Origin of the sequence: Moorena sp. SIO4G3 (assembly GCF_010692305.1) — a bacterium.
GTDB classification, from domain to species: Bacteria; Cyanobacteriota; Cyanobacteriia; order Cyanobacteriales; family Coleofasciculaceae; genus Moorena; species Moorena producens_A.
This window is the reverse complement of sequence record NZ_JAAHIG010000005.1, coordinates 15,154-35,580: the sequence shown is the minus strand read 5'-3', so window position 1 is coordinate 35,580 and position 20,427 is coordinate 15,154. Positions and strand designations below refer to the sequence as shown.

16 protein-coding genes and 1 tRNA gene are annotated in these 20,427 nt (G+C 44.2%); 6 read left to right on the top strand and 11 right to left on the bottom strand.

Annotated elements, in window-relative coordinates:
* Positions 1-101 precede the first annotated feature (101 nt).
* On the top strand, positions 102-260 hold the full coding sequence (locus F6J99_RS01705; RefSeq protein WP_293111442.1) for a hypothetical protein: 159 nt from the start codon (positions 102-104) through the stop codon (positions 258-260).
* Here the strand turns inward: F6J99_RS01705 and F6J99_RS01700 are convergent.
* Positions 192-386, bottom strand: a complete 195-nt coding sequence (locus F6J99_RS01700; RefSeq protein ID WP_293089542.1) for a hypothetical protein — start codon at positions 384-386, stop codon at positions 192-194. The genes F6J99_RS01705 and F6J99_RS01700 overlap by 69 nt on opposite strands.
* A gap of 139 nt (positions 387-525) precedes the next feature.
* On the opposite strand from F6J99_RS01700, the gene F6J99_RS01695 reads away from it, so the two are divergent.
* Positions 526-660 carry a hypothetical protein gene (locus F6J99_RS01695; protein WP_293111441.1) on the top strand — a complete coding sequence of 45 codons (135 nt, stop codon included), beginning with the start codon at positions 526-528 and terminating at the stop codon, positions 658-660.
* A gap of 322 nt (positions 661-982) precedes the next feature.
* On the opposite strand, the gene F6J99_RS01690 is transcribed toward F6J99_RS01695, so the two are convergent.
* The 3 genes from F6J99_RS01690 to F6J99_RS01680 form a co-directional block, all read right to left on the bottom strand.
* Positions 983-3,748: a hypothetical protein gene (locus F6J99_RS01690; RefSeq protein WP_293111440.1), complete on the bottom strand. Its 2,766-nt coding sequence runs from the start codon at positions 3,746-3,748 to the stop codon at positions 983-985.
* A 429-nt stretch (positions 3,749-4,177) separates the two neighbouring features.
* Positions 4,178-4,675 (bottom strand): hypothetical protein, encoded by a 498-nt coding sequence (locus F6J99_RS01685; RefSeq protein WP_293111439.1) that lies wholly within the window; start codon positions 4,673-4,675, stop codon positions 4,178-4,180.
* A 66-nt stretch (positions 4,676-4,741) separates the two neighbouring features.
* Entirely contained in the window at positions 4,742-8,356 is a 3,615-nt protein-coding gene (locus tag F6J99_RS01680; protein ID WP_293111438.1) for an AAA-like domain-containing protein, read from the bottom strand.
* 111 nt (positions 8,357-8,467) lie between these two features.
* On the opposite strand from F6J99_RS01680, the gene F6J99_RS01675 reads away from it, so the two are divergent.
* Complete coding sequence (locus F6J99_RS01675) at positions 8,468-8,596, top strand: hypothetical protein (RefSeq protein ID WP_293111437.1); 129 nt, start codon at positions 8,468-8,470, stop codon at positions 8,594-8,596.
* Here F6J99_RS01675 and F6J99_RS01670 read toward each other — a convergent pair.
* The 4 genes from F6J99_RS01670 to F6J99_RS01655 form a co-directional block, all read right to left on the bottom strand.
* Entirely contained in the window at positions 8,577-10,637 is a 2,061-nt protein-coding gene (locus F6J99_RS01670) for an AAA-like domain-containing protein (RefSeq protein WP_293111436.1), read from the bottom strand. The genes F6J99_RS01675 and F6J99_RS01670 overlap by 20 nt on opposite strands.
* A gap of 142 nt (positions 10,638-10,779) precedes the next feature.
* Positions 10,780-13,644 carry a DUF3769 domain-containing protein gene (locus F6J99_RS01665; RefSeq protein ID WP_293111435.1) on the bottom strand — a complete coding sequence of 955 codons (2,865 nt, stop codon included), beginning with the start codon at positions 13,642-13,644 and terminating at the stop codon, positions 10,780-10,782.
* A gap of 538 nt (positions 13,645-14,182) precedes the next feature.
* Positions 14,183-14,299 carry a photosystem II reaction center protein I gene (locus tag F6J99_RS01660; protein ID WP_075900681.1) on the bottom strand — a complete coding sequence of 39 codons (117 nt, stop codon included), beginning with the start codon at positions 14,297-14,299 and terminating at the stop codon, positions 14,183-14,185.
* Between the two features lie 418 nt (positions 14,300-14,717).
* Positions 14,718-14,789: transfer RNA gene (locus F6J99_RS01655), tRNA-Thr, on the bottom strand.
* A gap of 72 nt (positions 14,790-14,861) precedes the next feature.
* Between F6J99_RS01655 and F6J99_RS01650 the strand changes: the two genes are divergently transcribed.
* Positions 14,862-15,161, top strand: a complete 300-nt coding sequence (locus tag F6J99_RS01650) for a DUF3493 domain-containing protein (RefSeq protein WP_293111434.1) — start codon at positions 14,862-14,864, stop codon at positions 15,159-15,161.
* A 219-nt stretch (positions 15,162-15,380) separates the two neighbouring features.
* Positions 15,381-16,016, top strand: coding sequence for an FHA domain-containing protein (locus F6J99_RS01645; RefSeq protein WP_293111433.1), 636 nt, complete (start codon positions 15,381-15,383; stop codon positions 16,014-16,016).
* Positions 16,017-16,118: 102 nt separating this feature from the next.
* On the opposite strand, the gene F6J99_RS01640 is transcribed toward F6J99_RS01645, so the two are convergent.
* Together F6J99_RS01640 and recA are read right to left on the bottom strand one after the other, a co-directional pair.
* The gene (locus tag F6J99_RS01640; protein WP_293111432.1) at positions 16,119-16,310 is read right to left on the bottom strand and encodes a hypothetical protein; all 192 of its coding nucleotides are present in this window, start codon (positions 16,308-16,310) and stop codon (positions 16,119-16,121) included.
* Positions 16,297-17,382: a recombinase RecA gene (recA, locus tag F6J99_RS01635; protein WP_293111431.1), complete on the bottom strand. Its 1,086-nt coding sequence runs from the start codon at positions 17,380-17,382 to the stop codon at positions 16,297-16,299. The genes F6J99_RS01640 and recA overlap by 14 nt, the downstream gene beginning before the upstream one ends.
* Positions 17,383-17,881: 499 nt before the next feature.
* On the opposite strand from recA, the gene xseA reads away from it, so the two are divergent.
* Complete coding sequence (gene xseA / locus F6J99_RS01630; RefSeq protein ID WP_293111430.1) at positions 17,882-19,117, top strand: exodeoxyribonuclease VII large subunit; 1,236 nt, start codon at positions 17,882-17,884, stop codon at positions 19,115-19,117.
* A gap of 10 nt (positions 19,118-19,127) precedes the next feature.
* On the opposite strand, the gene F6J99_RS01625 is transcribed toward xseA, so the two are convergent.
* Positions 19,128-20,408: an aspartate aminotransferase family protein gene (locus F6J99_RS01625; RefSeq protein WP_293111429.1), complete on the bottom strand. Its 1,281-nt coding sequence runs from the start codon at positions 20,406-20,408 to the stop codon at positions 19,128-19,130.
* Positions 20,409-20,427: the final 19 nt, after the last annotated feature.

The following is a 20,427-nucleotide window of genomic DNA, read 5'->3' as shown; positions in this document are numbered from 1 at the left end:
TAACTGCGATAAACGCTACAATCAGTGTTCAAAAAACATAGCTTCCTTTTGCTAGGTAATCTCTCTCTTGATCCCCTGTTCCCGTCTTGATGCAGTCGCTCATGGGGGAAACCACGGCAGTCGCTCATGGGGGGAACCCCCAAGACCGCGCTGCCTCCCCAAGACCGCGCTGCATCGCTGTTCCCTGTTCCCTATTCCCTACTATTTATCGGATTATTACCGACATCAAAAATAATTATAAATTCCGCATCAGGCATTAATCGTTTCAGGGCCCACAAATGTCCTTCCGCATCCGATCGATTGCGAAAGCGAGCAACAACTACTCGCTGCATTTTCGGTAACAGCCGCATGACCACCCATGGATGAAGGCGTTCAGAATACGTCATCATGAAAGTATCTCCTTGTGATTGGGGAGCCAGAGCTAGCCCGTCGATTTTGGACTCTCAGCGGGCTAGCTCTTGACTCTGGGCGTCTCAGCGCCCACATTGATATTATAGCACAAATAATCTTTTATTATAACATATTTTGAAAAATTTTGTAAGAAACTGGTCGGGAATCGGGAATCGGGAATCGGGAATCGGGAGTCGGGGTAAGCATTCAGCTATAGCGCTACGGCCAAGTCAGAAGGAACTTGCTTCAGAAGTCAAAAGTAAGCTATGACTAAGTTTCGGAGTTTAGGAATGTCCTAATCTCAATGGTTAGTGCTGTCATGACCTCTAAGACACGAGTACCCATTAACCGCTAACTAGTACTCGTTTATCACTTACCAGTACTTGTTTCTCAGTAACTAGTACTTGTTGCTAATTTACTAGTACTTGTGTATTAAAAACTGGTACCTGTTTGTTCTTAAGAAGTACTATTTTCTCACATGCCAGTATAGCGCTACGCGCAAGGCATGCTAGCAATAGGCATGCTAGCAATAGCTGGTTATAATAGCTTTTGCTGCTTTTATAAATGTCCTAACCTTAGTTAAACCATTTCGCTATTCATCAAAGTCAGAGCTCCCAATGCTTAATACGCGACCTTTGACAACTCCAAATTCAACATCAAAGCTCCTCAAAACCCATAAACTCTCCAACACCTCTTTCGTAAAAGGATTTTTACCAGCCCGGAGGTTATCTATCCATTTTTGCCGTTGTGCTTTCCACTCATCATTGCTGGTCGAGTCTACAAATGCCTGAAAGTCTGATATTGCTCCTGCGGTATCCCCAGTCAGAGCCCTAGCCAAACCACGACTATCCAGAATATTTCCATCGTCAGGTTCTTTTGCTACTGCTTTTTCACAGGCATCCATCACGTCAGTAGCATATCCATTGAGACTACCAAAGTAACAGATGTAAATCCAAGATTTAGCATCAATTTCTAGGTTTGGGTCTAGTTGTTGGGCTTCTTGATAGGTAGATCTGGCTTGGGCAATCTTTCCTTGTTTTGCTAAATTCTTACCTTGTTCAACTTTAGCAAGTGCTACTAGCTGTTTGGCTTTTGTCTCTGGCTGTAATTCTAGCTCCCGATTCCATGCTTGGGCTTTTTTAAACTTAGCAATAGCACCGTCAATATCCCCCTCTTTCGCTAACTTTTCACCTTGTTTAACAAGACCGGGAGCTACTGCTATTTTGTCAACTGAATCTTGACATGAGCTTAAGCTTTCTAAAGCTTCAAAATTATCCACAAAGTAATCTTCAAGCAACTTACAGCCCCGAGCCAGCATTTCACCTAAATCTTCCACTGGCCAGAGTCTGGCCATTTTGTCCTCTGATGCCGTAGCCAGCATTTTACCATCGGGACTAAAACTTAAACTATTTACCGAGTCTTGATGTCCTCTCAACACAGCTAAGGGATTTCCCTGTAAATCCCAGAGTCTGACCGTTTTGTCAGATGATGCCGTAGCCAGGGTTTTACCATCGGGACTAAAACTTAAAGTATTTACCGAGCCAAGATGTCCTCTCAACACAGCTAAGGGATTTCCCTGTAAATCCCAGACTCTGACGGTATTGTCCTCTGATGCCGTAGCCAGCATTTTACCATCTCGGTTAAAACTTACACTCTTCACCCGCTCTTGATGTCCTCTCAACACAGCTAAGGCATTGCCCTGTAAATCCCAGAGTCTGACCGTATTCCATGATGCCGTAGCCAGGGTTTTACCATCTGGGCTAAAACTTACACTTTCTACCGGGCCTTGATTTGTTATCAACCGTGCTAATTGTTTTGCCTGTAAATCCCAGACTCTGACAGTTCCATCCCATGATCCAGAAGCAAGCCTGTTACCATCTCGGCTAAAACTTAAACTAGTTACTTGGAATTGATGTCCTTGAAACAGTGCTAATTGCTTTCCCTGTAAATCCGAAAGTCTGACAGTATTGTCCGATGATGATGCCGTAGCCAGGGTTTTACCATCGGGGCTGAAACTTAAACTTGATACCGAGTTTTGATGTCCTTGAAACAGAGCTAATTGCTTTCCCTGTAAATCCCAGAGTCTGACCGTATTTTCGTCTGATGCCGTAGCCAGGGTTTTACCATCTCGGCTAAAACTTAAACTTGATACCGAGCCTTGATGTCCTTGAAACATTGCTAATGGATTGTCCTGTAAATCCCAGACTCTGACAGTGTGCCCTGATGCCGTAGCTAGGGTTTTACCATCTCGGCTAAACCTTAAACTAGTTACTGGGAATTGATGTCCTTGAAACAGAGCTAATTGCTTTCCCTGTAAATCCCAGAGTCTGACGGTTTTGTCCCTTGATGCCGTAGCCAGGGTTTTACCATCTCGGCTAAAACTTAAACTAGTTACCGAGTCTTGATGTCCTCTCAACACAGCTAATTGCTTTCCCTGTAAATCCCAGAGTCTGACGGTTTTGTCCGATGATGCCGTAGCCAGGGTTTTACTATCTCGGCTAAAACTTACACTAGTTACCCACCCTTGATGTCCTTTCAACACAGCTAAGGGATTGCCTTGTAAATCCCAGACTCTAACCGTATTGTCGTATGCTGCAGAAGCAAGCATCTGACCATCGGGGCTAAAAGTTACACTCGATACCGAGTATTGATGTCCTCTCAACACAGCTAAAGGATTGCCCTGTAAATCCCAGACTCTGATCGTATTGTCATCTAATGCTGTAGCAAGAATCATACCATCGGGGCTCAAACTTACACTCGATACCCAGCCAAGATGTCCTCTCAACACAACTAAGGGATTGCCCTGTAAATCCCAGACTCTGACCGTATTGTCCTCTGTTGTTTTGCGCTCTGTTTTGCCATCAACCACGACGATCGTACCATTTGATGCCGTAGCCAGCATCTGACCATCGGAGCTAAAACTTACACTAGTTACCAGCTGTTGATGTCCTTCAAAGAGTGCTAATTGCTTTCCTTGTAAATCCAAGAGTCTGACAGTACCGTCCGATGCCGTAGCAAGAATCATACCATCGGGGCTCAAACTTACACTCCATACCGAGTCTTGATGTTCTAGAAATTTTCGAAATTTTCTATTTTCTTTGAATTTACTAAGACTCTGCTGTAGAGCATAGACAGGACTGATGGCAGGATAGTTATCCAAAGGGCGACCATCTTTGACTATATTAAATAGCTGTTGCCCAGTCTCCATAGCTGAGTATAAAAGCTCTCCATCCCCATGGTAAACATTATCCCCTGGCAACCCTTGTAAAATATTAACCCCTTGTTGTTCTAGTCGGGTAGCTGTTTGAGCTTCTTTGATTTTTTCTGTAGCCTTGATACCAGTCACCACAGCAATCATTATTGCTATAACTGAGAACAAACCCAGTGCTAAGCACCTACACATAATTAATTATCTACTCCCAATCTATGTAACCCTTACATTGTAATAAGGCTTTGAATTTTGGAGAATGTGTAATTAATTTGGGGTTGCTGATCCAAAGAATGAATAGGAGTGGGGTGGGCATCCTGCCTGGGGTGAAAATATCATAAGCAAGATGCCTGTTCCACAAAACTCTTCAAATCATTCCATTATTAAGCAATTGCTTATTCATAACTATAAGGAAGAACTGATATCAGGATTATTAGTCATTTTATGTTTCTTTTCTTGGTAAAGCTAACGCTAAGCTATCAGCTATCAGCTGTCAGCTATCATAATTTTTTCACTCTTGCCTATTGCCTATTGCTAGCATGCCTATTGCTAGCATGCCTATTGCCTTCCCTACCCTTACTACCCACGTAAACCCTTCAACACCTCTTCGGTAAAAGGATTCTTACCAGCCCGGAGCTCATCTATCCATTTTTGACGTTGTGGTTTCGACTTATCATTGTTGGTCCAGTCTACAAATGCCTGAAAATCTGATATGGCTCCTGCGGTATCCCCAGTCAGGGCCCTAGCCAAACCACGACTATCCAAAATATATCCCTCTTCAGGTTCTTTTGCTACTGCTTTTTCACAGGCATCCATCACGTCAGCAGCATATCCGTGGAGGCTACCAAACCAACAGATTTTATTCCAATCATAAGCAGAAATGTCTAGGTTTGGATCTAGTTCTTGTGCTTCTTTATAGAGAGATAGGGCTTTGGTTAATTTACCCTCTTTAGCTAACTGCTTACCTTGTTTAACTTTAGCGGGTGCTGCTAGCTGTTTGGCTTTTGTCTCTGGCTCTAATTCTAGCTCCCGATTCCATGCTTGGGCTTTTTGGAACTTAGCAATAGCACCCTCCACATCCCCCTCTTTCGCTAACTCCTCACCTTGTTTAACAAAACCAGAAGCTGCAGCTATTTTGCCATCTTAATCTTGGCATTTCTTTAAGCTATCTAAGGATTCAGGATGATCCACAAAGTAATCTTCAAGCAACTTACATCCCCTAGCCAGCATCTCACCTAAATCTTCAACAGCCCAGAGTCTGACAGTTTTGTCGGCTGATGCCGTAGCCAGGGTTTTACCATCGGGGCTAAAACTTACACTATTTACCGAGTCTTGATGTCCTTTCAACAGAGCTAATGGATTGCCCTGTAAATCCCAGAGTCTGACAGTTTTGTCGTCTGATGCCGTAGCCAGGGTTTTACCATCGGTACTAAAACTTACACTATTTACCGAGTCAAGATGTCCTTTCAACAGTGCTAATTGATTTCCTTCTAAATCCCAGAGTCTGACAGTTTTGTCCCTTGATGCCGTAGCCAGCCTCTGACCATCGGGGCTAAACCTTACACTTTCTACCCAGTCAAGATGTCCTTTCAACAGTGCTAATTGATTTCCTTCTAAATCCCAAAGTCTGACCGTATTGTCCCATGATGCCGTAGCCAGCCTCTGACCATCGGGGCTAAACCTTACACTTTCTACCCAGTCAAGATGTCCTTTCAACAGTGCTAATTGATTTCCTTCTAAATCCCAGAGTCTGACCGTATTGTCGGATAATGCAGTAGCAAGCATCTGACCATCTCGGCTAAAACTTATACTAAATACCAACTCTTGATGTCCTTTCAACAGAGCTAATGGCTTTCCCTGTAAATCCCAGAGTCTGACCGTTTTGTCCGATGATGCACTAGCAAGCATCTTACCATCGGGGCTAAAGCTTACACTATTTACCTCGGATTGATGTCCTTTCAACAGAGCTAATGGATTGCCCTGTAAATCCCAGAGTCTGACCGTTTTGTCCGATGATGCACTAGCAAGCATCTTACCATCGGGGCTAAAGCTTACACTTGATAGCGAGGATTTATGTCCTTGAAATAGAGCTAATTGCTTTCCCTGTAAATCCCAGAGTCTGACCGTTTTGTCGTCTGATGCCGTAGCCAGGGTTTTACCATCTCGGCTAAAGCTTACACTATTTACCTCGGATTGATGTCCTCTCAAAAGAGCTAATTGATTGCCCTGTAAATCCCAGAGTCTAACAGTTTTGTCCTTTGATGCAGAAGCGAGCATCTTACCATCTCGGCTAAAACTTACACTTGATACAGAGGATTGATGTCCTCTCAACAGAGCTAATTGCTTTCCCTGTAAATCCCAGAGTCTGACCGTTTTGTCGTATGATGCGGTAGCCAGCATCTTACCATCTCGGCTAAAACTTACACTATTTACCCGGAATTGATGTCCTCTCAACAGAGCTAATTGCTTTCCCTGTAAATCCCAGAGTCTGACAGTTGCGTCGTCTGATGCCGTAGCCAGGGTTTTACCATCAAGGCTAAAACTTACACTTCTTACCAACTTTTGATGTCCTCTCAACAGAGCTAATTGCTTTCCCTGTAAATCCCAGAGTCTGACAGTTTTGTCCGATAATGCCGTAGCCAGCCTTTTACCATCTCGGCTAAAACTTACACTTAATAGCGAGGATGGATGTCCTCTCAACAGAGCTAATTGATTTCCTTCTAAATCCCAAAGTATCACAGTAAGGTCGGATCCAGTAGCAAGCCTCTTACCATCTCGGCTAAAACTTACACTTCTTACCGAGGATTCATGTCCTTTCAACAGAGCTAATTGATTTCCCTGTAAATCCCAGAGTCTGACAGTTTGGTCAAATGATGCAGTAGCAAGCATCTTACCATCGGGGCTAAAACTTACACTTGATACCAAGGATTCATGTCCTCGAAATCTTCTCTTTTCTTTGAATTTACTAAGACTCTGCTGTAGAGCATACAGAGGACTAATAGCAGGATAGTTATCCAGGGGGCGACCATCTTTCACGATATTATATAGTTGTTGCCCAGTCTCCATGGCTGAGTATAAAAGCTCTCGCTCGCCATAGTAAACATTATCCCCTCCTAAGCGTCGTAAAATACTAACCCCTTGTTGTTCTAGTCGGGTACCTGTTTGAGCTTCCTGTGATTGTTTAAAATTATCTCTAGCTTTGATCCCAGTCACTACAGCCACAATTAAGGACAAACCCAGTACAGTACCACCTATACTTATGATCCACTTCGCTTTTTCTTTTGCTTCAGTTAAGATCCGCCTTTCTTCTACTAATACCTGTCGGTCTAATTCCTGACCAGCCGCCAAAAACTGATAATCCAAATCGCTCAAACTTTTACCCTTAGCCCAAGCTTGAGCATTCTCTAACGCTACCCCCCGCAACAAACGGGATTCATCGTGACACCCAGACTCAACCCAAGCGGTAAAGGCTTCAGAATAGGGACGCAGTCTAGCCAATTCCTGCTTAACCCAATCGCCATCGAAAACACTGCCATAAATCTGGTTGTTAACCCTCAAACAGCCATCCCGCTCCACAACCAACCCCGATAGCCTTAATTCCGTCTGTTCTTCACTGCCATCAGCGGCAAGACTACCCTGATCTAATACGTGCTGATACAATCCCAACAGCCTACTCGCCCGTTGCTCATTCCTGAGAATGCGATCGCGTATAGTCTTTAAATGCTCTGGCTTATCCTGAGATACCCAATTGTTAATAATTTGGGTACGGGTGACCTGTGCAACGGAAGTTGAGTTCAAGTCTCCCGCCCCCCTAGCCCCCCAATTTTGGGGGGAACTTGAGTTAAAGTCCTCCGCCCCCCTAGCCCCCCAATTTTGGGGGGAACTTGAGTTAAAGTCCCCCAGAATTGGGGGATTTAGGGGGCTTGCAGCTGTTGGTAATGAGGTCAATTCATCTGAAAACGGCTGTAAGGGGGAAGCCAGAGCATCGTCCACCATTAACTTACACAACTTCTGAGTCAGAAACGGTTGTCCCCCTGTCCAGGTCAATATCTCACCTAACACCTGTTTTGGATTATCCACTTTCCCTACCAAACCAGGGAGCAGTGGTGTTTTCGCTTCTTCAACGGTAAAGCCAGTCAGTTCAATATCCCTACCAATATTAAACGGAGTGCGCTGTTTATCCTGAATCAAATCCGCTGGAGTTGCTACTCCCAGCAAACAAAAACTCAGCCGATTGTAGACTTGCTTTTCGGCTCGTTTGTTATAACAACTGCGAATAAATGCAAAGAAATCATCTTTAAACCCTAATTTAATAATACTATCAATTTCATCTAGAAAGATAACAATACTTTCCGGAATAGCTTCCAACAATACCGATTCAATAAACTTCCCAAACCCTAACAAAGGAGCGATGTGCTCTGTGTCTCTAAACCAAGCCTCTTCATCAAAGTTACCTGATAGGTTAAACTGAGACACCAGCATCACTATCAAGCTTGAATACCACATCTCTACCGGTATATTCTCTTTACCAATCATGGTAAAATCGATACAACCACAAGCTACTCCTGCTTCCTGAAGACGCTTCATAGTTTGTATCCGCAAACTGGATTTACCCATCTGTCGTGAGTTGAGAACATAACAAAATTCCCCAGCCATCAAAGCCTCAAAAATTTCCTCATCAGCTTTGCGCTTAGCATAAGTTGTGGCATCTTGAGGTAAACTTCCCCCAACTTGGTAGATTGTTGATTGGTTGGTCATGGTAGGAAAGGGAGTAGGGAGTAGGGAGTAGGGAGTAGGGAACAGGGAATAGGGAATAGGGAATAGGGAATAGGGAACAGTAGTTAAGATATTCCAGTAGTTTTTGGTGTGATGCTAAAGGGATGCAGCATTGGCTTTGATGATATATTTATAGGGTTTAACAATATTTTTTTTCTCTTCCTATTTCACTGCTCCCTGCTCCCTGCTCCCTACTCCCTAACTATAAAAGCCTATTACTAAAATACTTACGATACAAATTATATCGAGGAACACAATCATTACCGATTACTCTGACTAATCCCAGACTTTCTAATAGATAGCTTGCCTTAGCATCCAGACGCAAAGCTTGAGTAGTTGTCAGTAATTTATTGAAAGGGTTTAGTAAATTGGGATGGAGAATTAGATTATTTAAAAGTTCTCGCAAATGATGACGATAAATCCCTGATTCTGTCGGGGCGGTTTCTAAAAGATGCTCCATGGTCATGTTGGGATTTTTGCTAATAGTAGAGAAAGCCAGGTTCAACAAATAAGGATGTCCCCCTACCATTCCCATTAATTTTTGCCCTGATTCAATGGATAACTTTAAACCATAACGCCCAGCTAAACTCTGAATTTTATCTAAGTAAAAATCAGTTAAATCTACAGGATATCCCACATTAAAAGGAGACTGATTGATATCCAATTCAATATAAACTTCCGTAGAATAAACGACAATCAAGCGCAATTTATTCCAAGGCTCATTATTTTTGGAATCTTCATGCCAAGTGCGCAGCAACCCTAGAAATTCGCCAGCTACTTGTTGATAAGCAAACACTCGGTCTACTTCATCCAAGCACAAAACTATAGGAGTGGATAAAGAGGCTAAGAGATACTGCTCAAAATATCGTTGACAATTTACCTTACTATATAACCGTTTACTCCAATACTTATCCAACTGGTCTGATAACCCCAAGTTGTCACCAACTCGTACACAAAACGACTGTAAAAATATATCCAAGTCATGGCAAGGTAACTGATTCAGATTTAAATAAACCGTGCCATAACCCCTAGATTTAGCATAATCAAGAATCCGATGACTGAGTAAGGTTTTACCCATCAGCTTCGGTGCTTTAATCCGAATTAGCTGCCCTGGTTGTAAAATCTTTTCATAACACTCAGCATCTTGGGGACGTTCTATATAAAAGTCTTCAACTTTAGCGGTTGTCTGTGGTTGATTATTAGTGCTATTTGTGCTATTATTAGAGTTAGTATTATAGTTTGGTAATTCAATACCGAGTAATGCTAAAAATTCTGGTATAGACTGAGGGCGATCGCTAGCCACCAAATTCATGGCATTGAGAATGGCTCGATTTATGCGTCCGCTAATCTTAGGATTAAAATCCTTTGGTGCTGGTAATTCAGCTCCCTGAATCCGCTCATCAGCTGATACTGGTTTCTTTCCAGTTAAGAGCACATACAAGGTAGCGGCCAAAGCATAAACATCGGTATAAGGACCGAGTTGCGAACGCCACTCATATTGTTCCAGAGGAGCATAACCTGGAGTCACGGCATAGAGATGAGTTTGTGTAACCCCAGGCACAAACTTAGTAGCAATGCCCAAATCAATCAACACCGCACCAGAACCATCGTGACCCACCATGATGTTATCAGGTTTAACATCCCGATGGAGCAACCCTTGCTGATGAATGTCCCAGAGGGCGCTACCAATTTGCTTGATGTAGAGCAGCGCTTGCTCTTCTGAGAGCACACCCTGCCGTTTCACCAGAGCCGACAAGGTTTCCCCCTCGATGTATTCCATGATTAGGCAGGGCAGTTCACCTTCTCGGATAATTTCTTCAGATAAACGGACTAGATGAGGATTCCCACGGCTACATTGGGCTAACTTTACCGCTTCGTTGGCAAAAATTTTCCAATATTCTAATAAATTATCTTGGCGGAGTACATGATTAACGATAGTTTTGATAACGATGCGATCGCCTGTTTTAGTTCGGGCTAAATACGTAATACCTAGTCCACCTTGTCCTAGTTTTTTTTCGATGGTGTACTTATCCTTCTGTAGCTGATAACCAGGGGGCCAGGTAAGATGACTTACGCCGTAGTTGTGGTTAGGTCGCTGACTTGAGGGAGGTTTGTAGGGAGGAGCAGGCTCTCCCACAGTAACAGTTATTGCTTGTGTGGTGCTGCTATGACGAATTTTAGGGGAATTAAACCAGCGTTTAACCGCATTACTTAACCGCTGCTTGAATTTACCACAGACTGACCGATGCTTATTAGTCTTCATTGGAGATGCCCAACCTATCCAGGAGCTTAATTTGGTAGGGTTTATTTGGCCACACAAATAATTCTAGCGTTTCTGATAATTATCAGAGCCATTCAATTTGCTTCACCCTACACCCTACACCCTACACCCAACTCCCTAATTCCTAATCATCCTCCCAGCTGTTGCTAAACGTATCAAAAGGTTCTGTAGCACCTGTCCAATTAAAATCATTAATTCGTAAACCAACTAAACCCCGTTGTTGAACGGGATTATAGCGCAATAAAATATTGTAGCTTCGACGAGAATACTCTAAAAAGAAGTCAGTACTAATTTCCTCATTTGTATCTAAATTTAGATAAGTTTGGAAACCGACTCGAAACGGACCATAGAGTTGTTGGGTAATACCAGCATTAAGGATGCGATTATCTGCAACTCGGTCAAATAAAAATGGTGATGTGTTGCCTAATGCGACTTGACTATAGCCGATATTAAAACCGGTATAGTCGAGAAAAGGTTTAGAAAAATGACCAAATTGCCCAGTTAAGCCAATGCTGCCACGAAGAAATTCTTGAGAATCACCGTTACTATAGGCACTAGCCACACCGGTAATGGATGAATTTAGTTGAACATTTGGTAAAATTGGTGCTGGTGTATAGCGCATACCTTCTTCAGCAGTTGCTGGCAATATGTCACCTTGCCAAAGGGGTTGTGTCCAGTTTAGAGTTGCACTGCCTTGATAACGGGTTAAACTAATCCGATTGTTATCCCGAGGTGGCAGAGGTAGCAAGTCTGCTCGATCGGTGTTAGCGTTAATACGCTGAACGCCAGCTTGATATCTAATGGTCAAGCCGGTTTGCCCGATGGGAATTGTCGGTGATTCAAGTACACCACCAATACTACTCTGAACGGTTTGGAAACCCAAAGAGCCATTGAAAAGGCGATCGCGGTAGCTGGATTCCAAAGTTAAGCGATGAGGGTAAGTGGTGCCAATAGTTTGTCGGAGGCGCAAACTTCCCCTAGTTTCGTTTTCTAGATCATCAGGATCCAGACTAGTGAGTTCTGCGGAACCTATTAGTGTAGTACGTGGCCCTAAGGAACCATCAAGGTCAACAAGCAAACCAAAGTTAGCGGGATCAATTACGCCACCACCTTCTGCATCATTATTCTCATCTTCATCATTGTCTCCAAGAATGGCTTTTTGAATATAAAACTGTGGTGTTAGACTAAACCTGACGGAGGGACTATCAACCACCTTGAAGCCACGCTGAATAAACACACCACCCCGGTCGTCATCATCATACCCAAAATCCAATAAATTCGGTTGCCGCTCACGGCGGTCAATCACAAACCGTTCACGAAATGTGGGCAAGGAAAACCCTTGATCAAACACCAGTCGAGGATTCTTGGCAATTACTTCATCTACTTCTGGGGAAATCCGCCGAAATCGAGCATTCTTTGTGCGCCACTCCAACTCTGGTGGAGAAAAGGGGTCGTTGGTAATTCTGACATTAGTAGCAACTCCTTCTAACCCATCAAACTCCACCCGGTCTGCTTCATAGCGGAATCGATTGATAGTCCCTTCGATGTCCGGCGATTCGATAGCGGTTGTGGTTGCCCCAGTTTCAGAATTGGGAATAATCCTAGCACCAAACTCAATGGCAAAGGCTCCGGGATTGCTAATTCCAGCTAAGGGCTGGCTATTAATAATTCTGCGACTGACCGGTTGAGTTGGGGGGGTTGCCCCAGAATCTGAGTTTGCTCTGACAAATTCTCCCCTAGCCTTCAAAACCACACCAGTATCTTGAACAAAATAATACTCAAAGCGCTCTCCCTCTAACACCTGATTCCCACGAGTCAGAGCCACATTCCCATCCGCAACTACAATCTTATTAGGCAAGTTGACTTGCAAACGGTCAGCTTCTAGTAAGGCATCTTGAAACCGCAAGGTAACATTACCCACTGCTGTAATCACTTGTCTAGTATCGTCATACTCCTGACGGTCTGAAGTCAGTTCAAGTATGTCTGGCTCATTAGTATCGAAGGTACTTGTGGGAGCAGTAACTTCTGAATCTAACTGTGAACGAGATTGGGCTTGAGACAAGTCTTGGTCTGATGCTGGTGCAGTTTCTTCTAGGGAAGGTGAGTTAGATTGTTCAGGGATGATTAACTCAAACTCTCTAGTCTCTCCCCCCCGCTCTTGAGCTATAATACGCTTGCTCCTAGCAATTGGCAAAGGGCAATTTGGACTGATGCTCAAGGGGTCATCTGGCCTGGGTAAGGTTTCGAGAGTAGAACATCCTTTGGGGTAAGAGTTAACAGCAAAGAATCTTTCTTGATTCCCAGGCTCAGGTGTTAGCTCAGGTTTAATCTGAGGTTGGCTATTAGGTTGGCGTTGCTGAATTGAAGTATGAATGGGCGATCGCGTAGTTTTGGGAAAGCCCCCTAAATCCCCCGAGCGAGCAATCCCTCGCTCGGGGGGACTTGGAAGGTTTTGTTCCCCCCAGCGAGGGATTGCTCGCTGGGGGGCTAGGGGGGCAGAATCATACCCAGAATCAGCAACCCCTGTCTCAGAAGTAACCGAAGAGGAAAACCTAGGAGAAACCCTAGTATAAAATTCCGGTTCCAGATTTGATCGTGCTTCTGGAGTTGGACTCTTGAGTAAGGAGGTTAAATCAGGATGGAGTGGTTGCTTTATTGCTGGTGTTAGAAGAGATTGTTGCCACTGTTTTCCTTGCCCTAGTTGCCAATTGTCTTGGCTGTTTGTTATCCTTAGCAAGGTCTGGCCAACTGCTCGGGAAATAGGTAGACCTAAGCTAGCAGCGCTTTTGTCTGTGCCTAATATTGGTAAAGCCTCAACCTTGAGCTCTCCTGTCGGGTACGGTTTGAGCAGTGCCTGGTTTTGCTGTGTTTGGTACGGTGCCGAAACAGTTATTCTTTGAGATAATTTATCTAGGTCGCTAGTGGTCTGGGAAAGTTTAACAGTTTGAATAATTGCGGGTACGACCGGCGGCTGAACTGGCTGGGGCATGTTTCACTAATTGGCTGGTGTTTTAGTATTCAGACCAACAATCCTTGACTCAATCCCCAAGATTGTAGTTCCAAATCGGTTATCGACAAAGAGGTGCAACTATTACTTATAGCTATCTAAACCTTGTCAAACATTATCTACTGTTTTAGAATCAAATAAGTTAGTAACTTGTTTAACAAGGGAACACTACCGCCCAACGAAGAACTAAAAGCCTTGGCAGCTGGTCGTAAGTTAAGCGACGTAAAATAATGGACTGAGTGAAGTTACAGTGCGGTTTGAGAGTAGGCAGCAGAGCCTCCATTAATAAAATTAGCGCAATGCTTTTGGCATTGCTTTGTCGGCAACAACCATTAGTTAAAACTAATGCTATACCATCGTCCTATCTGCTTGTTAGTAGGTTTGTACAGGTTAAATGTTGCACAGCCCATATTACAATAATTAACCACAAAGACAAAACCACCCTCCTCTAAGAGCGTGGTTTTGTCTGTATAGTCCCGTGTTAAAGAGCTTTGGCTATCTCTAGTTGGCCGATCGCTATTTACTCGAAATCCTTCCGCTTAGGGTTACGAGATGGATCGTTTGACAAGAATCCAAAGACAAATAAGCCAATAAAGAAGCTAACGACTACATAAACAACGATTTTGAGGGTTACCATGTTGAGTTCTCCCTTGAAGATATGAAATACGGAAGATGAAGCACTACGTGAGACATTGCTCCGATGGTGAAAGTTCTAGGTTACCAACCCTAGAACTTTCACCATCGGAGCTTTTGACACGACTAACTTCATACTTTTTTAAGATCATACCTAAAGGTGGCTCCCATTTAACGTTTAATATCCTGAAAAGTGGGATAAAAGCTGGGTAAGCAGTCAGCAGTCAGTGGTCAGTGGTCAGTGGTCAGTGGTCAGTGGTCAGTGGTCAGCGGTCAGCGGTCAGCTGATTTTATTCAAAAGCTGTTCGGTGTAGCTTGGCCACAGGCCACCCTACGCGAATGGCTGATAGCTGATAGCTGATAGCTGATAGCTGATAGCTGATAACTGATAGCTGATAACTGATAACTGAATGCTTACCCAAAGCCGATGAGCGGATTTGAACCGCCGACCGTCCGATTACGAATCGAATGCTCTACCACTGAGCTACATCGGCACCAGTCTACTAATATAGCAAATATTACTATAGCAATAGCAAATCAGTCAGCTAAGTTAGGGTAAACCATTAATGACAAACTCGAACTCAAAAAATCCTGACCCCAATCCCAAAGTCTCTCGGCCAAAAATCAATCCAGAGAAGTATGCCAGGCTAAAAGCAGAAGCCCAACATCCCTACCGAGGCTTAAGAAAATTTATCTATATTGCCTTTGGTGCCTCTGGTTTTATCGGTGCAATGGTTTTTCTAGCCCAGTTAGCTGCTGGTCAAGCTGTAGCTACTGCCATGCCTAACTTGGCTCTGCAAATCGGTGTAGTTATCCTGATGGTTTGGCTATTTCGCCTAGAAAATAAGGCAGAACGGAAATTATAATAGCAGGAAAACCATGACACTCCTTTGAGCTACAGAGGAATCTCAGGGTATAATAGTAGGATAAGAAAATTATGGAAGCCATGGTGAGCATAGCCTCTCTAACGGCTTGGATTAGGTGTGAAGTAAATGTTTAGGCTCATCTAGATTCTATTGAAAAGTATCAATACACTCTACTAGACAAAAAATCTTTAGCTGGAAAAAACTAACCATCCTATTGGCTTGTTTGAAACACGATATGTAGCTGGTGTCATTCAGGGTCAACAAGCCTATTTGCTGACTAACCTAGTGAATGGTACAAGTCAAACCCTGCTCCAGCCTCAAGGAATTTGGACAATCGGTCGGGGACGCCAGTCAGGAATACAGCTCCCCGAGAAGCGTTTGTCTAGACATCATGCTGTGATTCAGCACATTCAGAAGCAGGGATTTTATCTAATTGACCTGGAGAGCACTAATGGTTCCTTTATCAATGGAAAACGAGTCAAAGGACCTCATCTGCTCAAGGATGGGGAGTATGTTCAACTCGCTAGCATTAGTTTTAGTTTTTTATTTTGCAAACAGACTAAGACTGTAGACAACATTAGCTCAGATATCCTAGCCCACATCGAAGCTTTAGCAGCAGAAAACAACTTAAGCAGTGTTCAAGCAACAATTGCCTCATCCTTATCTCAAGATCAGATCAGCAAAGATACTAACCCATTTGTACACGGGGAAGAAACAGACGTATTTGCCTCAGAAGACTCTGCACAAGAAATGCAAGAGCTTGAAGGAGCAACCTCTTCTGATGAACTCACTCCGGCTCAGCAGTTAGAAATTCTAGACCGCTTTTTAATTAGAAAGTACACTGAAGAAAAGTGAGTTGTAAGCATTAAGCTATCAGCGGTCAGTGGTCAGCGGTCAGCGGTCAGCTTTGTGGCACAGGCTTCCAGCCTGTGACTTCACTCAGCATTATTCCAATCCTTACCTGTTGTCTTTATCCAATAGCAAGTGGGAGGAACCACGGCAGCGCGGGCTGCATCGCTTATTCAAAAGCTGATAGCTGATAGCTGATAACTGATTGCTGATTGCTGATTGCTGATTGCTGATTGCTGATTGCTGATTGCTGATTGCTGATTGCTGATTGCTGATAACTAATAAATTAAGCCTCCTCATCTCCTGCTTCGATGCTATCCCCGTCCTTGCTATCCATAGGAGCCACTGAGTTAGCGGAAACTACTGCTCCCATGTCGAGAGCCTGACGTACTTGCTGCTCAATATTCTCAGCAAACTCGGGATTTTCAACCAAATACTTAACCGTATTATCCCGACCTTGAGCAATATTGTCCCCATTGTGGCTATACCAGGCTCCCTTGCGCAGAATGACTTTGGTTTGTTCTGCTAAATCCACCAGACACCCTAAGCGGGAAATCCCTTGGCCAAAAATAATGTCAAACTCTGCAATGCGGAAAGGAGGAGCAACTTTATTTTTGGCAACTTTAACTTTAGCACGAATCCCATATTCCCCCTCGTTAGATTTTTTCAGGGTTTGAATGCGACGAATATCCAGGCGAACTGAAGCATAGAACTTAAGTGCATTACCACCCGTAGTCACCTCTGGGCTACCATAGGTGATGCCGATTTTTTGTCGTAGCTGATTGAGGAAAATAACAGTACACCCAGACTTACCAATGTTACCAGCAATTTTTCGCAGCGCTTTACTCATCAACCGCGCCTGTAACCCAACTTGGTTGTCACCCATTTCCCCCTCAATTTCTGCACGGGGTACCAAAGCAGCTACGGAGTCAATCACAACAATATCCACTGCCGCAGAACGAACCAGTTGATCCACAATTTCTAGGGCTGATTCCCCTGTGTCAGGTTGAGATACTAAAAGGTTTTCGATATCAACCCCCAAAGCTGCAGAGTAGGTAGGATCAAGAGCATGTTCTGCATCAACAAACGCTGCAACTCCCCCAGCTTTTTGGACTTCTGAGACAGCATGCAACGCTAGGGTTGTCTTACCAGAGCTTTCTGGACCATAAATTTCAATAATGCGACCTTTCGGCAGACCACCCCCCAAGGCTAAATCTAGGGTAATTGCCCCACTCCGAATTGTTTCTACTTTCATGCGGGTGGCATCACCCAAGCGCATGATGGCACCCTTACCAAAACTACGCTCAATTTGTTTTAGTACCAGGTTCAGAGCTTTTTCTTTTTCGGGACTGTTTGTGATTGGGGTAGCCATGGATGCCTCAAAAAATTTACTGTATCGGGACGGGTTTTGTAGTTTTAATTCTCCCCCTCAAGAAACATGGGGGATTGAGAAGAGATGTTGCTCAAGGAGTTATAGACTATAATTAACGATCCATTTTAACTGTTTAAGCTCCTTGAGCTCTCTGCAAAACTGCTTGGTTAAGCTGGGTAGGAATTCTGAGGAGGATCAGTTACTTCGTTAAAGTATAGTACAAAAGTACTTGCTTGTAAAGAAATTATCTTAAAGGAACTAGTGGGATTTTCTCCTAGGTCCCCTTGCCCTTTTCCTTAGGAGACGCGGGACGCGAACGGGCGCGCACCTGTTGCTTATGGGTATGAATCTTGGCATGGGCTACCCACTAGGAAATACTTTTGTTCATGATTTAACTAAAATTGATTATATATAATCAGCAAAAACCTTGATCAGTAACTAGGAAACATTCAAGAGCATGATGTAAAAAAATATTAATTTATTAACTATTACCGATACAATGGACTCATCTAGAATCAATTCCCTATTCTCAGAAGCAATTGTGTCGGTTGCTGGGTTAACCGACTATATCCAAGAGTTGTTAGAGGAAGATAACCAACTCCATAGAGTTTGGGTGATTGGAGAAGTTTCTAGTAGCAACCACCATCCAAAAGGGATGTTTTTTACCCTCCAAGACCCAGATGCCAAGGCTAGTATACAGTGTGTAGCCTGGAGGAGCCAGTTAAGCAAGCTGGTGCAGCTACCAGCAGTAGGAGAACAGTTGATTATTTTGGGCAGCCTCCGAGTTTATCCTCAGCGGGGACAGTATCAGCTGAATGTCTGGCAAGCCTTACCGGCGGGTGAGGGGTTGCAAGCCTTGCGCTCACGCCAATTACGCCAACGATTTGAAGCCGAAGGATTATTTGACCCACAACGAAAGCGCCCCCTGCCGATTCATCCTGAAACTATTGCTGTGGTTACCTCTCCCCAAGCGGCTGCTTGGGGAGATATTAAACGTACACTACAGCAACGGTATCCTGGTTTACGAGTCTTGTTTTCACCAGCTCAGGTTCAGGGGGAACTTGCGATCGCATCAATAGTTAACGCTATTGATCGAGTCGAGCGGGATGGCAGAGCCAAACTACTGATATTAGCTCGGGGGGGTGGAGCATCAGAGGATTTAGCTTGTTTCAATGATGAACGGGTGGTCCGAGCAATTGCTCAATGCTCAATACCGGTGATCACCGGTATTGGTCATCAACGGGATGAATCTTTAGCTGACTTAGTAGCTGATCACAGTGCTCACACCCCGACAGCAGCAGCGGAAAAAGCTGTACCAGAACTGATCACCCTTTATGCTGAACATCAACAGCGGCGGACTACCCTTTATCAAGCGGTGACTCAAATCACAGAGGCATCTTGCCATAAACTGCACCATCTACGAACACGATTGCGACACCTAGCTCTAGACCAACAACTACACCAGGAACAAAATGCAATCGCATTTCAGCATCAGCGATTATTGCAAGTGACATCAAAGCGTCTGAGCCAAGGGATCCAGCACTGTCAACTTCTCAAGGAAAAGCTCAATAGCCTTGACCCTCAAAAAGTCCTACAACGAGGCTATGCACTAGTGCGCACCGCAGACGGAACCATTGCTTCGTCTACAGAGAATTTGGCTCCTGGAGAAGAACTACAAATTCAGTTAGGTGAGGGTCAAGTTAACGTCAAGATTATCGAGATTGTTGATAGTTGACCGTTAACCGTTAAGCTAAAGCTTGTAACGCTTGCTCTACAATAAGAGCCGCTTGGTCAACTTCCTCGGCTGAGACAATTAGGGGTGGAACAAAGCGAACTACCTTTGGTCCTGCTGGTACCAACAACAAACCCCGTTCCATCACAGCTTTAACTACATCAATTGAAGTTAGATCAATATTTGATTTCAGTTCAAGCCCATTAATTAGACCCCAGCCTCGCACTTCTTCAATCACTTCGGGATATTTATCAGCGATCGCTGAGAGTCTGGTGCGCAGCTGTTCACCCCGCACCTGAACATTTTGCAAAATATTCTCCTGTTCCAAGGTTTTTCCTACAGATAGGGCAACTGCACAGACAAAGGGATTACCACCAAAGGTGCTAGCGTGCTCTCCCGGTTGGAAGATATCACAGAATTTCTTAGACATCATCGCTCCAATGGGAATGCCACCAGCCAATCCCTTAGCACTGGTGAAGATATCTGGCTCTATTCCCAGATTCTGATAGCCCCAGTATTTACCAGTGCGACCCATTCCCACCTGAACTTCATCTAGAATCAGTAGGATGCCAGTTTCATCACAGATCTTTCTAACTTGCTGGAAGTAGTCTAGGTCTCCTGGGCGAACACCCCCTTCTCCCTGCAATGGTTCGAGCATCACTGCTGCTACCCGCCGATTTCCCTCATCAATATCTGCGATCGCATTTTCCAATGCCTGAATATCGTTGTAGGGTACATACTCGAACCCAGGTACCAAGGGGTCAAAGTTTTTTTGGTACTTAGGCTGACCAGTAGCCGTGATTGTTGCTAAGGTGCGCCCATGGAAACTGGCGTTAGCGGTCAAAATCACTGGTTGTTCAATATCGAGCACAGTGTGGCCATATTTCCGTGCCAGTTTGATAGCAGCTTCATTAGCCTCCGCTCCCGAGTTACAGAAAAATACTCGTTCTGCACAAGAATGGTCAATGAGCCACTTCGCTAATGCCCCTTGCTCTGGAATGTAGTAGAGATTGGAAACATGGTTTAGCTTTTGGATTTGCTTAATTACCGTTTCTACCACAACTGGGTGAGCATGACCTAAGGTACAGGTAGCAATCCCTGCCACAAAGTCAAGATAGTCTCGCCCGGAAGTATCCCAGACATGGCAACCGGCACCCCGCTCTAAGGCAATAGGAAACCGTCCATAGGTTTTCATGACCCTAGCATCGAATTCAGTTAGGTCATAAGGTGCACCCCTAGCCGGAGCTGACTCTGCCGGTGGCGAGGGATTGTTAACAATAGTTTCTGGGCTCACGAGCTTAGTCCTTGTGTGA

Coding starts and splice junctions, on each gene's coding strand:
- F6J99_RS01705 (WP_293111442.1), top strand. CDS start 102: ATGGGGGAAACCACGGCAGTCGCTCATGGGGGGAACCCCCAAGACCGC.
- F6J99_RS01700 (WP_293089542.1), bottom strand. CDS start 386: ATGACGTATTCTGAACGCCTTCATCCATGGGTGGTCATGCGGCTGTTA.
- F6J99_RS01690 (WP_293111440.1), bottom strand. CDS start 3,748: ATGATTGCTGTGGTGACTGGTATCAAGGCTACAGAAAAAATCAAAGAA.
- F6J99_RS01680 (WP_293111438.1), bottom strand. CDS start 8,356: ATGACCAACCAATCAACAATCTACCAAGTTGGGGGAAGTTTACCTCAA.
- F6J99_RS01675 (WP_293111437.1), top strand. CDS start 8,468: ATGCTAAAGGGATGCAGCATTGGCTTTGATGATATATTTATAGGGTTT.
- F6J99_RS01670 (WP_293111436.1), bottom strand. CDS start 10,637: ATGAAGACTAATAAGCATCGGTCAGTCTGTGGTAAATTCAAGCAGCGG.
- F6J99_RS01665 (WP_293111435.1), bottom strand. CDS start 13,644: ATGCCCCAGCCAGTTCAGCCGCCGGTCGTACCCGCAATTATTCAAACT.
- F6J99_RS01660 (WP_075900681.1), bottom strand. CDS start 14,299: ATGGTAACCCTCAAAATCGTTGTTTATGTAGTCGTTAGCTTCTTTATT.
- F6J99_RS01650 (WP_293111434.1), top strand. CDS start 14,862: ATGACAAACTCGAACTCAAAAAATCCTGACCCCAATCCCAAAGTCTCT.
- F6J99_RS01640 (WP_293111432.1), bottom strand. CDS start 16,310: ATGAGGAGGCTTAATTTATTAGTTATCAGCAATCAGCAATCAGCAATC.
- recA (WP_293111431.1), bottom strand. CDS start 17,382: ATGGCTACCCCAATCACAAACAGTCCCGAAAAAGAAAAAGCTCTGAAC.
- xseA (WP_293111430.1), top strand. CDS start 17,882: ATGGACTCATCTAGAATCAATTCCCTATTCTCAGAAGCAATTGTGTCG.